This window comes from Brachybacterium sp. J153, from assembly GCF_036311905.1.
In the GTDB taxonomy this organism is placed as follows: domain Bacteria; phylum Actinomycetota; class Actinomycetes; order Actinomycetales; family Dermabacteraceae; genus Brachybacterium.
The window spans coordinates 183,422-196,138 of sequence record NZ_JAZDCH010000010.1 but is presented as its reverse complement, the minus strand read 5'-3'; the positions used below and the strand labels follow the sequence as shown (position 1 = coordinate 196,138).

Sequence of the window (12,717 nt, the reverse complement as noted above, 5' to 3'; positions counted from 1 at the left end):
CCGCCCTCCCGCCGTGGGCCGCTCATCCCCAGACCAGTCCCAGCGCCGGGTCCTCGAGCACCGCGGAGATGTCCCGCAGCAGCTCGGCGCCGAGCGCCCCGTCGATCAGGCGGTGGTCGAAGCTCAGCGCGAGCTGGGCGACCTTGCGGATCTCGATCCGCCCCTCGACCGCCCAGGGCTTGTCCTTGATCGCGCCGACGCCGAGGATCACGGACTCCCCCGGGTTGAGGATCGGGGTGCCCGAGTCGATGCCGAAGACGCCGAAGTTGGTGATCGTGATCGTGCCGTCGCGGGTGTCGGACAGCGAGGTGCGGCCGCCGCGGGCGGTGCGGGCCAGCTCGTCGATCCCCTCGGCGAGCTCGCGCAGCGTCATCAGGTGCGCGTCCTTGAGGTTCGGCACGATGAGCCCGCGCGGGGTCGCCGCGGCGATCCCCAGGTTCACGTAGTGCTTGTAGACGATCTCCTGCGCGGCCTCGTCCCAGGAGGCGTTGACCTCGGGGTTGCGGCGGATGGCGACGAGCAGCGCCTTCGCGATCACCGCGAGCGGGCTGATCTTGACGTCCTTCCACTCGCGGGAGGAGCGGAGATCCTCGATGATGCGCACCGTCCGCGTCATGTCGATCTCGTTGAACACGGTGACGTGCGGGGCGGTGAAGGCGGAGGCGACCATCGCCTCGGCGGTGCGCTTGCGGACCGAGCGGATCGGCACCCGGGTGGTGCGCTCGTCGGCCGTGACACCGGCGAACGGCTGGTGGCGGGTGGACTTCATCGCGCCGCCGAGCCCCTCGGGGGCCTGCGGCGACTCCTCGGGGAAGTAGGCGGTCGAGCCCGCGCCGCCGCTCCGGCCGGGCAGCTCACCCGCCCCGGAGGCTCCCGCGATGGCCCGCTGCTGGGCCGCGAGCACGTCCTCCCGGGTGACGGTGCCGTCGGGCCCGGTCGCGAAGACGTCGGCGAGCGCGACGCCGAGGTCGCGTGCCAGCTTGCGGACGGGCGGCTTGGCGAGGATCCGGTCGATGGGGACCTGCTGCGCCTCGTCGGCGTCCGCGTAGGTCCGCTTGCGGCGGCGCCGCTGGGGCGCGGCGGAGGCGCCGTAACCGACCAGGGTGCGCGGCTCCTCGTCCGCGGGCTCGGATCCGGCTCCCGGCTCCTGCGCCGTCTCTGACTCCGGCTCCGGTGCCGATTCCGCGGTCTGATCCTGCTGGGCCGACGGCGGCTCGGCCGACGGGGCGGGCCCGCCCGCGGTGTCGATCTCCAGCAGCGGGGCGCCGACGGGCACCTCGTCGCCCACGGCGACCAGCACCCGGACGACGGTGCCGGCGACATGGCTGGGCAGCTCGACCGCGCTCTTGGCGGTCTCCACCTCGATCACCGGGTCGTTGATGGCGACGGTGTCGCCCACCTGCACCTTGATCTCGAGGATCTCGGCCTCGGTGAGGCCCTCTCCCGGGTCGGTGAGGAGGATCTGCACGATCGCGGAGGAGCTCTGGGCAGGGGTCATGACGGGGATCCTTTCACGCGGCGACGCGCTCAGTGCTGCAGCAGACGGTCCACGCCGTCGAGCACGCGGTCGAGGTCGGGCAGGTAGGCGTGCTCCATGCGCGCCGGCGGATAGGGCAGGTGGTAACCGCCCACCCGCAGCACGGGCGCCTCGAGGTGGTAGAAGCACTCCTCGCTCACGCGGGCCGCGATCTCGCCGCCGAGTCCGCCGAGCACGGGCGCCTCGTGGACGATGAGCATCCTCCCGGTGCGGCGCACCGAGGCGAACAGGGTCGGGTAGTCGACGGGGGCGAGGGAGCGGGCGTCGATCACCTCGAGCTCGACACCGTCCTCGGCCGCGGCCTGGGCGGCCTCGAGCACGAGCGGCATGCTCGGGCCCCAGGCGAGGACGGTCGCGTCGGTGCCGGTGCGCACCACCTGCGCCTGCCAGGGGCCGACGGCGGGGCGGGCATCGGTGTCGACGTCGCCCTTGATCCAGTAGCGGCGCTTGGGCTCGAGCAGGATCACCGGGTCCTCGCACTCGATCGCCTGGCGGGTCATCCAGTAGGCGTCCTGGGCGGTCGCCGGGGCGAGGATGCGCAGACCGGCGGTGTGCGCGAAGTACGCCTCGGGGCTCTCGGAGTGGTGCTCGACCGCGCCGATCCCGCCGCCGTGGGGGATGCGGATGACCATCGGCACGTGGAGGTGGCCTCCGGTGCGGTTGTGCATCTTCGCGACCTGGGTGGTGATCTGGTTGAAGGCGGGGTAGACGAATCCGTCGAACTGGATCTCCACCACCGGCCGGTACCCGCGCACGGCGAGGCCGACGGCGGTGCCGACGATGCCGGCCTCGGCGAGCGGGGTGTCCACGACGCGCTGGGCGCCGAACTCGGCGTGCAGCCCGTCGGTGACGCGGAAGACGCCGCCGAGCACGCCGATGTCCTCGCCCATCAGGAGCACGGAGTCGTCGGCGCGCATCGCGTCGCGGAGTCCCGCGGTGATCGCCTTCGCGATCGGGAGGGTGCTGGTCGTCATCGGGTGGGCTCCTCGTCCTCGAACTGCGAGATGTACTCGAGGTACTGCTGCTTCTCGGCCTCGACGATCGGATGGGGCTCCGCGTAGGCGCCGTCGAACATGCCGATCGGGTCCGGGTCCTCCATGGAGTGGATGTGGTGGTGCAGCCGCATGGCGAGGTCGTGGGCCTCCTCGTCGCAGCGCGTCACGAAGGCCTCGTCGATCTCGCCGAGCTGCTCGAGGTGCCGGCGCAGGCGCAGGATCGGGTCCTTCGCCGCCCACTCCTCCTCCTCGGCGGCGGGCCGGTAGCGGGAGGCGTCATCGCTCGTGGTGTGCGCCGCCATGCGGTAGGTGACGGCCTCGAGGAAGACCGGCCCCTGCCCCGCACGGGCCGTGTCCAGCGCGCTGCGCACCGTCGCGAGGACGGCGAGGACGTCGTTGCCGTCCACCCGGGCCGAGGGGATGCCCCAGCCGCGCGAGCGCTGCGCGAGCGGGACGCGGGACTGCACCGCGGTGGGCACGGAGATCGCCCACTGGTTGTTCTGCGTGTAGAAGACGACCGGCGCCTGCACCGAGGCGGCGAAGGTGAAGGACTCCGAGACCTCGCCCTCGCTCGAGGCGCCGTCGCCGAAGAGTGCGAGCACCGCGGTGTCCGCGGTGCGGTCACCGGTGCCGACGAGGCCGTCGCGCTGCAGTCCCATGGCGTAGCCGACGGCATGCGGGGCCTGGGAGCCGAGCACGATCATGTACGGGTGGGTGCGCAGTTCGTGCGGGTCCCAGCCGCCGTGGCTGACGCCGCGGAAGAGCTCGAGCAGCCGCCACGGCTCGATGCCCCGCGCCCAGGCCACGCCGTGCTCGCGATAGGTGGGCACGAGGTAGTCCTGGGTCCTGGCGGCGTGGCCGGCGCCGATCTGTGCGGCCTCCTGGCCGAGCGCGCTCGCCCACAGGCCCAGCTGTCCCTGGCGCTGCAGGGAGGTCGCCTCGAGGTCCGCGGCCCGGATCATCACCATGTCGCGGTAGTAGCCGCGCAGGGCCTCGGGGGCGGCGAGTCCCGCCTCCTCGAGCACGGCGTCGAGCTGCTCGTGCGGGGTGCGGGTCCCGTCCGGGGCGAGGAGCTGGAGCATCGGCTCCTGCTCGGGGACGGGAGGGATCGTCGTCGCGAAAACGTTCACGACGGGAGCGTAACCTACGGTGCCGTAGGTGTCACGGAGGGTGCGATCCGCCCCTCCTCCGCGCCGCGCAGCAGCAGGTCCACGGCCGCACGCATCAGCGGCAGACCGCCGCCGTGGGCGAGGACCAGAAGGCGATGGTCCGGGGCGGCCGCGGGCACCCCGGTGTGGACCACGATCGTGGCGGGCCGTGCCGCGAGCAGAGCGGCGAGCGCCCGCGCCTCCTCGGCGTCGGCGCGGGGCAGCCGGGTCAGCGCCAGCACCTGACCCGGCACCGCGAGCGCGGGGTCTGCGGGGAGCGCGGGGAGCGCGGGATCCGCGGGGAGGATGGGATCGAGGAGCCGGGCGGGCCAGTCCGGCACGTCCGCGCGGATCCCCCGCTCGCGCAGCGCCGTGACCAGCTGCGGCGGCCGGGAGCTCGCGGCCCGGTGGGCGCCGTGGCGCAGGTCCATCACCGTGACCGGCCCGAGGTCGAGGCGGGCGTGCCCGTGCCGGGAGCGGACCGCGCGGGCCGCGGCCTCCGCTCCGAGACGGTCGAGCCGGTCCAGCGCCGCCTCGAGCGGGGGCGCGGGCACGAAGCGGCGCCGTGTGCGCAGGCTGCGGATCCGCTCGCGGGTGCTGGCGGCCCGTCGTCGCAGCTCCTCGGCGTCCAGGCGGCTGGCCTCCCGGGCGGAGCGGATCGCGTCGTGCGCGCGGCGCAGCATCCCCTCGGCGTCGCCGCCGCGCGGCGAGCCGAGGCACAGCAGGTCCGCCCCGGCCTCGAGGGCGCGCACCGCGGCCTCCTCCGGGCCGGGATCCGCGGCGACCGCGGCCATGTTCAGGGCGTCGGTGATCACCAGTCCGCGGAAGACCCCGCCCACGGCTTCCTCGAGCAGCGGCCGCGACCAGGGCGAGATCGACGCGGGCCCCGCGCCCAGCGCGGGCACCAGCACGTGCGCGGTCATCACCGCGTCGAGCCACGGAGCGATGCGCCAGGGCGCGAGATGGTCGCGGGCGAGCTCCGCGGCGGTCAGGTCGATCCGGGGCAGCGCGGTGTGCGAGTCGACCGAGGTGGCCCCATGGCCCGGGAAGTGCTTGGCGCAGGTGCCGATCCCGGCATCGATCAGTCCCGTCGCAAAGGCCCGAGCGTGGGCCGCGACGAGGTCAGGCTCCGCTCCGAAGGCGCGGGTGCCGATGACCGGGTTCGCGGGGTCGGTGGAGACGTCGAGCACCGGGGCCAGGTCGAGGTCCAGGTCGCAGGCGGCCAGCAGATCCCCGAGGGCCCGGCCGAGACGACGGGTCAGCTCGGGGTCGTCGATCTCGCCGAGCGCCCAGGCGCTCGGCACGCTCGACCCGGTCCGGGCCTGGAGCCGGGTGACGTCGCCGCCCTCCTCGTCGATCGCGAGGAGAAGGTCCTCGCGACGGTCGTGGAGGGCGCGGGCGAAGCGGGCCGCGGTCGCCGGGTCGGGGGTGTTCTCGGCGAACAGCACGACGGCGGCGAGTCCCGCGTCGACGGCGTCCATGAACCAGTCCGGCACCGTCGGCCTCTCCGCACCGCCGACTTCGCGGCCCCTGGCTCACCCCTGCTGTGCGGCCTGCTCCGCGGCCTCCTGGGCGGACCAGAGCGCCTCGAGGTCGAGCGGCTCCTGGTCCGCATCGAGGTCCTGGACGGGCAGCGGGCAGTCGCCGAGGTCCTGGATGGGCAGTCGCTCGCCGTCGCGGTTCATCGACTGGTGGGCGATGACCCCGGGGAGGGTGTAGCGGGCGGCCTGCCAGGCGTTGACCATCGGCTGGGCCCCGTCGACGACGGCGCGCGCGAAGTCGTCGACCAGGAAGTGGTGGGCGCCCTCGTGACCGTTGGGCAGGCCCTGGAACTCCTTCGGCAGCCGCGCCTGGTGGTGGACGGGAGCGGCCCCGGCGACGAAGGCGTCGCGCAGGGCGGGCGAGACGTCGGCCAGGCGCGGGTCGTCCAGGCTCATGGTCGCGCCGGTGCGGATCTGCTCGGTCACGTCGAGCACCCGCTCCTTGTCGTGCCAGTAGGTGACGTCGATGGTCTCCTCGAAGCTGGAGGCCTCGCCGAAGAAGCGGAAACGGCTCTCGCGCTTGTGGGAGGGATAGCCGACGCGACGCAGCTCGTTGGTGCGGAAAGCACCGCCGTTGTCCATGCCGAAGAGGGCGAAGGCGTTGGAGACGTCGTTGGCGAACATCGACACGTCCTTGTCGAAGACGCCGTCGCCGCGGGTGTCCGGGCGGCCCAGCGCCGAGACGGAGGTGGCGTGGCGCTCGCCGAGCACGCCGAGGATGCCGCCGATCGAGTGGGTCGGGTAGAGCAGGGGCGGGTAGGAGGCGGTGGACTTCCAGGCGTCGCCGCCGGAGTACTTGTAGGCGTCGTAGAAGCCGAGGTCCATGTCGTGGACGTAGTCGCCCTCGGCGTAGAACACCTCGCCGAAGGCACCGCTGCGGTGGATGCGCCGCGCGAGGACGACGGCGGCGTTGTACTGGCTGGTCTCGCCCATCATGTAGACGAGGCCCGTGCGCTGCACCTCCTCGGTGATCTGGCGGATCTCGTCCTCCTCGATGGCCATCGGCACGGCCGAGTAGACGTGCTTGCCGGCGCGGAGGGCGGCCAGGGCGTGCTGGCCGTGGGTCCACCGCTGGGTGAAGATCGCGACCGCGTCGACGTCGGAGGCGAGCAGGTCCTCGAGGGTCCCGAAGCGACCGGCGAAGCGCACGCCCCGCGCCTCGACGGCGTCGATGCGCTCGGGGACGGAGTCGACGGCATAGATCCCGTCGATCTCGGGGTGGGCGGCGAAGAGCTCCGCGAAGTGGGAGCCGAACTGGCCGATGCCGACGATGCCGAGGGTAAACGACATATTTCCTCCTTGAAATTATCTACGGGGGAAACGCTACGTCACCGACGGAGAGGGCGGCAAGCCCCGTCCGGCACGATCCTCAGAGGCGGCGCCAGCGGCCGGAGCGCCAGACGTCGCGCCACGGGGGCACCTCGCGGCCCTGGGCGGCCATCCGGCGGCGCAGGGTCCGTCGGGAGACCAGCATGCCCAGCACGCCGATCGCCAGCAGCGGCAGCTGCACGGCGAAGGCCACGCGGAAGGCGTGCAGGTCGTAGTCGCCGTCGGGCCGCATCAGATCGAGCACCACGCCGATCAGCAGGATCGCGAGCAGGCCGCCGATGAACCCGCCCATGATCACCACGCCGGTCGCGGTGCCGAGGCGATGGCGGGCCAGGTCGGTGCGCGGGAAGTCGAAGCCGACGCTGCTCGCGGGACCGCCGATCGAGAAGCCGGCGACGAGCACGATCAGCAGCCACATCGGGGCGGGCCCGGGCCACAGCACGAGGGCGAGCAGCGGCACCACGATCGCCGCGACGATGAGCAGCACGAGGGTGGAGCGGCGCAGCGGGTGCCGCTGGGTGAGCGCGCCGATGAGCGGTCCGGCGATCACCGCGACCACGACCAGCACGGTCATCACCGCCGAGGCCGCGGGACGGCTGAGCCCCTCCCCCGCGGTCAGGTACGGGTAGCCCCACATCATCGAGAAGGCGATCCCGGTGAACCCGGCGGTGTAGTGGGTGAAGAAGCCCAGCTGGGTCGAGGGGTGTCGCACGATCCGAGCGAGCACGAGCGGGATCCGACGGAGGTCCTGCCGCACCCGCGGGCGCGGCATCCCGGGCGGCGCGGCCCGCACCAGAAACAGGATCATGACCGCCGAGATCGCGCTGAGGCTCGCCGACGCCGAGAAGGCCGCGCCCCAGCCGTGCACCGTCAGCACTGCCACGAAGGGCACCGCGGAAGCGATCTGCCCGACCTGGCCGAGGATGCCGGTCAGCTGGGTCAGCAGCGGCACGCGGGACGCCGGGAACCAGGCGGGGACCAGCCGGATCGCGCTCGAGAAGGTGAGGGCGTCGCCCGCCCCGAGGACGATCCGCGCGATCATCGCCACGCCCACCTCATCGGTCACCGACATCAGCAGCTGCCCCGCCGCCATCAGCAGCGCCCCGGCCACCAGGGTGACGCGGGAGCCGTAGCGGTCCAGCAGCACGCCCGCGGGGATCTGGAACATGGCGTAGACCGCCAGCTGCAGCACCACGAAGGTGGAGACGATCGTGGCGGAGGCGCCGAAGCGCTCGGTGGCCTCGAGACCCGCGACCCCCATCGTGGTGCGCTGCAGCACCGCGACCGCATAGGCGGCGAGGGCGGCGATCCAGACGATGCGCGCGCGGGGGCCGCCGAGCACGGGGGTGGCCTGGGGGGCGGCGGGCGGGGTCATCGGGTCCTTCCGGGGGCCGGGACGGGGAGGCGACAGTCGGACCGGACGCCTCGGGCGCCCGTCCCGCAGCGGAGGGGTCCCGACCTCCCCCAGGGTATCCGCGTCGGCGCATGGACGGCAGACGTGCCCGCCCCGGACCTCGTCTACAGTGCGCTCCATGCGCACCTCGACGACGAGCTGGTGGACCGCCTGAGGGCGGTCCCCCACTGTCGCGTGCGCTGACAGGAAGCCGCCCCACACCGGGCGGCTTCTCAGCATTACAGCAACCCTGCAACGGAGCAGCCCGGGTCGGGCCCGAACCCCGGAGGACCCCATGTCGACCCCCACCCCCGTCACCACCGCATCCCGCACCCCGCGCACCCTCGCCGAGGCGAGCGGCCTCACCCGCTCCCCGCAGTTCGCGGGGAACACCGGCGGCCGCTTCGGCGCGCACGGCGGAGCGATCCTGCCGCCGCCGCTCGTCGGCCCGATGGCCGAGGTCGCCGCCGCCTACGAAGAGGCCCGCCATGACGAGGCGTTCTTCGCCGAGTACTCCCGGCTGCTGCGCGACTACGTCGGCCGCCCCTCCCCGATCTCCGCGGCGGACCGCCTCTCCGACAGCCTCGGCGGCGCCCGCATCCTGCTCAAGCGGGAGGACCTCAACCACACCGGCGCCCACAAGATCAACCACACGATCGGGGAGGCGCTGCTCGCGAAGCGGATGGGCAAGCGCACCCTGATCGCCGAGACCGGCGCCGGCCAGCACGGCGTCGCCCTCGCGACCGCCGCCGCGCTCGTGGGCCTCGGGTGCGAGATCCACATGGGCGCGGTCGACGTCGCCAAGCAGCGCCCCAACGTGGTGCGGATGCGACTGCTGGGAGCGAAGGCGGTCTCGGTCGAGGTCGGTCAGCGGACCCTCAAGGAGGCCGTGGACTCCGCCTTCGGCGTGTACGCGGCGGACCCCGAGCAGTACCTCTTCGCGATCGGCTCCGTCGTGGGCCCCGCGCCCTTCCCGGACATGGTCCGCGACTTCCAGTCGGTCGTGGGCAGGGAGAGCCGCGCCCAGCTCCTCGAGGACCTGGGTCGGCTGCCCGATGCCGTGATCGCCTCGGTCGGCGGCGGCTCCAACGCGATGGGCGCCTTCACCGCCTATCTCGAGGACGAGGACGTGCGGCTCATCGGCGTCGAACCCGGCGGGACCGGCGACGAGCCCGGCGCCCACGCCGCGACGATGACCTTCGGCACGCCCGGCACCCTGCACGGCATGGACACCCGCGTGCTGCAGGACGCCGACGGACAGCCCGGCGAGGTGCACTCCATCGCCTCGGGCCTCGACTACCCCGGCGTCGGCCCGCAGCACGTGCACCTGCACGAGCTGGGCCGTGTCGAGTACGTGCGCGAGGGCGACGCCGCAGTGCTCGACGCCTTCCAGCGGCTGAGCCGCACCGAGGGGATCATCCCGGCGCTCGAGTCCGCGCACGCCCTCGCCCACGCGATCCGGATCGCCCCGGCCCTCCCCCGCGAGGCGGCGCTGCTGGTGAACCTCTCCGGACGCGGCGACAAGGACATCGACTACGTCGCCGAGAAGATCGGGATGACCGGGGAGGCCGACGAGATCGCACGCTGAGCACGTCCGGTGGAGCCCCCCGGTCGCTGCGGTGACCGGGGGAACCCGGCTCAGCCGGCGCGCCACTCCTGCGCGATGGCGAGCAGGCGATCGTTCGCCTCGGGCTCGGCGATCGTGGCGCGCACCCCGTCGGTGCCGTAGGCGCGCAGCACGAGGCCGCGCGCCTCCGCGAACTCGGCGAACTCCCCCGAGCGCTCCCCGAGCGGGAAGTACACGAAGTTGCCCTGGCTGACGGGTACCTCCCAGCCCTGCTCGCGCAGTCCGGCCATCACCCGCGAGCGCTCGGAGCGGATCTTCTCCGCGCGGCGCCCCAGCTCCTCGGCCGCCTCCGGCGCGAGCGAGGCGAGCGCCGCGGCCTGGGCGGGGGCTCCGGCGCCGAAGGGCACGGTGACCTGGCCGAGCGCCCGGGCGAGCCGCGGATGGGCGACGGCATAGCCGATGCGCAGACCGGCCAGGCCCTGGAGCTTCGAGAAGGTGCGCAGCAGCACCACGTTGCCGTGACGGCGGAAGATCCCGGCGGTGCCGAGCACGGTCGCGGGGTCGTGGAACTCGCGGTAGGCCTCGTCGATCGCGACGACGACGTCCTCGGGGACGCGGGCGAGGAAGTCCTCGACCTGCTCGGTGGACAGCGAAGGGCCTGAGGGATTGTTCGGGGTGCACAGCAGCACGAGGCGGGTGCGCTCGGTGATCGCCGCGGCCATGGCGGGCAGGTCATGCTCCCCGGTGGGCGTGAGCGGGACCGGCACCGGCGTGCCGCCATGGGAACCGACCAGGATCGGGTACGCCTCGAAGGAGCGCCACGCGAAGACGACCTCGTCCCCCTCGCCGACGAGCGCGCGGACCAGGTCGCCCGAGACCGCGACCGAACCCGTGGACACCGCGATCTGCGTCGGGTCCACGCCGTGCCGCTCGCCGAGAGCGGCGCGCAGCTCCTGCGCGGCCGCGTCCGGATAGCGGTTCGCGCCCGTCATCGCCGCGGTCGCCGCCTCGAGCACCTCGGGCACCGGCGGCAGGTGCGACTCGTTCGAGGAGACCTTGAAGCGGTGGATCCCGTCATCGGCGGCGGGTTTCCCGGCGACGTAGGCCGGCAGGGCCTCGAGGGCGGGGCGCAGGCGGATGCGCTCCTCGGGCCGGTCGGGGCGGGCGGAGGGGTCGGGCATGCCCCCAGGGTAGGACGCGACGGGGGTCTCGTCCCTCACGCGTCCGCCGGCCGGGGCGACGGCCGGGCACCCCGCCTCTCCCCCGCTCTCCCCGGGGGATCTCCCCCATGCGCTCCCAGTACCGGACGGGGACAATGGGGGCATGCGATTCCTCGGACACATCATCGTCACCGGCCTCGCCCTCTGGGTCACCGCGCTGATCCTGCCCGGCATGCATCTGGGCGACGACAGCGCGCCCCTGCTCACGCAGGTCCTCACCATCGCCGCGATCGCGCTGATCCTCGCGGTGATCAACACCCTCGTGAAGCCGCTGCTCTCCCTCCTCGCCCTCCCCATCACCTGCCTCACGCTGGGGTTGTTCCAGCTGGTGATCAACACGCTCATGCTGCTGCTGGCCAGCTGGGTGTCGGGCCTGATGGGCCTCACCCTGCAGTTCCACTCCTTCTGGTGGGCGCTCCTGGCAGGCGTGATCATCGGGGTCCTCTCGGCGATCGTCGAGGGCGTCACGGGCCTCGGCGAGCGCGACCGCGAGCGCGCCTGAGCCTCCACCGCGCCCGCCCGTCGGCCCCGCCCCCGCGGCCGCGCAGGGTTCTGGGAGAATGGCCGTCATGGCTCACTCCTTCGCGGACATCACTCCCCCGATCGCCCTGACCCCGCTCGACGGTCGCTACCGCGCCCAGGCCGCGCCGCTGGTCGACCATCTCTCCGAGGCGGCGCTGAACCGCTGCCGCCTCGTGGTCGAGACCGAGTGGATGATCCACCTGCTCGACGGCGGCGTGATCCCGGGCCTGCGCACCCTGACCGACGAGGAGCGCGCCCTGCTGCGCGCGATCCCGGAGGACTTCGGGGCCGAGGGCATCGCCGAGCACGCCGAGATCGAGCGGGAGACCGTCCACGACGTCAAGGCGATCGAGTACTACATCAAGCGCCGCCTCGCGGGGACGAGCCTCGAGCCGCTCTCCGAGGTCGTGCACATCTACTGCACCAGCGAGGACGTCAACAACCTCTCCTACGCGCTGATGATCCGCGGCGCCGTGCACGACGTGTGGCTGCCCGCCTTCCAGGCGCTGATCGACGATCTCGAGGCCCTCGCCCGGGACACCGCCGAGGTGCCGATGCTCTCCCGCACCCATGGCCAGCCCGCGACCCCGACCACCCTCGGCAAGGAGATCGCGGTCTTCGCGCACCGACTGGGCCGCCAGGCCCGGCGCATCCCCGCGAACCAGACCCTCGGCAAGATCAACGGCGCGACCGGCACCTACGCCGCGCACTCCGTCGCCGTCCCGACCGCGGACTGGGAGGAGGTCGCGCGCACCTTCGTCGAGCACCTCGGCCTGACCTGGAACCCGCTGACCACGCAGATCGAGTCGCACGACTGGCAGGCCGAGGTCTACGCGGACGTCGCCCGCGCCGGGCGGATCATGCACAACCTCGCGACCGACGTGTGGACCTACATCTCGCTGGGCTACTTCCGCCAGCGGCTCTCCGCACAGGGCGGCACCGGGTCCTCGACCATGCCGCACAAGGTCAACCCCATCCGCTTCGAGAACGCGGAGGCGAACCTCGAGATCTCCGGGGCGCTCCTGGACGTGCTCGCGCAGACCCTCGTCACCACCCGCCTGCAGCGGGACCTCACCGACTCCTCGAGCCAGCGCAACGTGGGCATGGCCTTCGGCCACTCGCTGCTCGCGATCTCGAACCTGCGCAAGGGCCTCGCCGGTCTCGACGTGGATCCGGAGGCGATGGCCGCGGATCTCGAGGCGAACTGGGAGGTGCTCGGCGAGGCGGTGCAGTCGGTGATGCGCACCCTCGGCGTGCAGGGCGTGCCGGGCCTGGACAACCCCTACGAGCGGCTCAAGGACCTCACCCGTGGCCAGCGCGTGGACGGCGCGGGCATGCGCGCCTTCATCGAGGGCCTCGGCCTGCCGGAGGCGGAGCGGGACCGGCTGCTGGCCCTCTCCCCCGCGACCTACACCGGCTACGCCGCACGGCTCGTGGAGCGCCTCGAGGACGGGAAGGCCTGAGC

The 12,717-nt window shown here is 73.2% G+C and carries 10 protein-coding genes; 3 read left to right on the top strand and 7 right to left on the bottom strand.

Going from position 1 to position 12,717, the window contains the following annotated elements; all coding sequences use genetic code 11:
• Positions 1 to 22: 22 nt before the first annotated feature.
• The 6 genes from V1258_RS06415 to V1258_RS06390 all read right to left on the bottom strand — a co-directional run bounded on the left by V1258_RS06415 (position 23) and on the right by V1258_RS06390 (position 7,925).
• Positions 23 to 1,498 (bottom strand): dihydrolipoamide acetyltransferase family protein, encoded by a 1,476-nt coding sequence (locus tag V1258_RS06415; RefSeq protein ID WP_329748876.1) that lies wholly within the window; start codon positions 1,496 to 1,498, stop codon positions 23 to 25.
• A gap of 29 nt (positions 1,499 to 1,527) precedes the next feature.
• Positions 1,528 to 2,511, bottom strand: coding sequence for an alpha-ketoacid dehydrogenase subunit beta (locus V1258_RS06410; protein WP_329748875.1), 984 nt, complete (start codon positions 2,509 to 2,511; stop codon positions 1,528 to 1,530).
• Complete coding sequence (locus V1258_RS06405) at positions 2,508 to 3,614, bottom strand: thiamine pyrophosphate-dependent enzyme (RefSeq protein WP_329748904.1); 1,107 nt, start codon at positions 3,612 to 3,614, stop codon at positions 2,508 to 2,510. Before V1258_RS06405 ends, V1258_RS06410 begins: the two co-directional genes overlap by 4 nt.
• A 62-nt stretch (positions 3,615 to 3,676) precedes the next feature.
• A complete protein-coding gene (locus V1258_RS06400; protein ID WP_329748874.1) occupies positions 3,677 to 5,161 on the bottom strand; it encodes a glycoside hydrolase family 3 N-terminal domain-containing protein in 1,485 nt (494 codons plus the stop codon).
• A 54-nt stretch (positions 5,162 to 5,215) separates the two neighbouring features.
• Positions 5,216 to 6,511 (bottom strand): Gfo/Idh/MocA family protein, encoded by a 1,296-nt coding sequence (locus tag V1258_RS06395; RefSeq protein WP_329748873.1) that lies wholly within the window; start codon positions 6,509 to 6,511, stop codon positions 5,216 to 5,218.
• Between the two features lie 79 nt (positions 6,512 to 6,590).
• Entirely contained in the window at positions 6,591 to 7,925 is a 1,335-nt protein-coding gene (locus V1258_RS06390) for an MFS transporter (RefSeq protein ID WP_329748872.1), read from the bottom strand.
• A gap of 313 nt (positions 7,926 to 8,238) precedes the next feature.
• Between V1258_RS06390 and trpB the strand changes: the two genes are divergently transcribed.
• A complete protein-coding gene (gene trpB / locus V1258_RS06385) occupies positions 8,239 to 9,531 on the top strand; it encodes a tryptophan synthase subunit beta (protein ID WP_329748871.1) in 1,293 nt (430 codons plus the stop codon).
• 50 nt (positions 9,532 to 9,581) lie between these two features.
• Here the strand turns inward: trpB and V1258_RS06380 are convergent, their stop codons facing one another.
• A complete protein-coding gene (locus tag V1258_RS06380; protein ID WP_329748870.1) occupies positions 9,582 to 10,691 on the bottom strand; it encodes a histidinol-phosphate transaminase in 1,110 nt (369 codons plus the stop codon).
• A 142-nt stretch (positions 10,692 to 10,833) separates the two neighbouring features.
• Between V1258_RS06380 and V1258_RS06375 the strand changes: the two genes are divergently transcribed.
• On the top strand, positions 10,834 to 11,232 hold the full coding sequence (locus V1258_RS06375; RefSeq protein WP_329748869.1) for a phage holin family protein: 399 nt from the start codon (positions 10,834 to 10,836) through the stop codon (positions 11,230 to 11,232).
• Between the two features lie 67 nt (positions 11,233 to 11,299).
• Positions 11,300 to 12,715: an adenylosuccinate lyase gene (purB, locus tag V1258_RS06370; protein WP_329748868.1), complete on the top strand. Its 1,416-nt coding sequence runs from the start codon at positions 11,300 to 11,302 to the stop codon at positions 12,713 to 12,715.
• The last annotated feature ends 2 nt before the right edge of the window (positions 12,716 to 12,717 follow it).

Coding starts and splice junctions, on each gene's coding strand:
- V1258_RS06375 (WP_329748869.1), top strand. CDS start 10,834: ATGCGATTCCTCGGACACATCATCGTCACCGGCCTCGCCCTCTGGGTC.
- V1258_RS06415 (WP_329748876.1), bottom strand. CDS start 1,498: ATGACCCCTGCCCAGAGCTCCTCCGCGATCGTGCAGATCCTCCTCACC.
- V1258_RS06405 (WP_329748904.1), bottom strand. CDS start 3,614: ATGCTCCAGCTCCTCGCCCCGGACGGGACCCGCACCCCGCACGAGCAG.
- V1258_RS06390 (WP_329748872.1), bottom strand. CDS start 7,925: ATGACCCCGCCCGCCGCCCCCCAGGCCACCCCCGTGCTCGGCGGCCCC.
- trpB (WP_329748871.1), top strand. CDS start 8,239: ATGTCGACCCCCACCCCCGTCACCACCGCATCCCGCACCCCGCGCACC.
- purB (WP_329748868.1), top strand. CDS start 11,300: ATGGCTCACTCCTTCGCGGACATCACTCCCCCGATCGCCCTGACCCCG.
- V1258_RS06395 (WP_329748873.1), bottom strand. CDS start 6,511: ATGTCGTTTACCCTCGGCATCGTCGGCATCGGCCAGTTCGGCTCCCAC.
- V1258_RS06410 (WP_329748875.1), bottom strand. CDS start 2,511: ATGACGACCAGCACCCTCCCGATCGCGAAGGCGATCACCGCGGGACTC.
- V1258_RS06380 (WP_329748870.1), bottom strand. CDS start 10,691: ATGCCCGACCCCTCCGCCCGCCCCGACCGGCCCGAGGAGCGCATCCGC.
- V1258_RS06400 (WP_329748874.1), bottom strand. CDS start 5,161: ATGGACGCCGTCGACGCGGGACTCGCCGCCGTCGTGCTGTTCGCCGAG.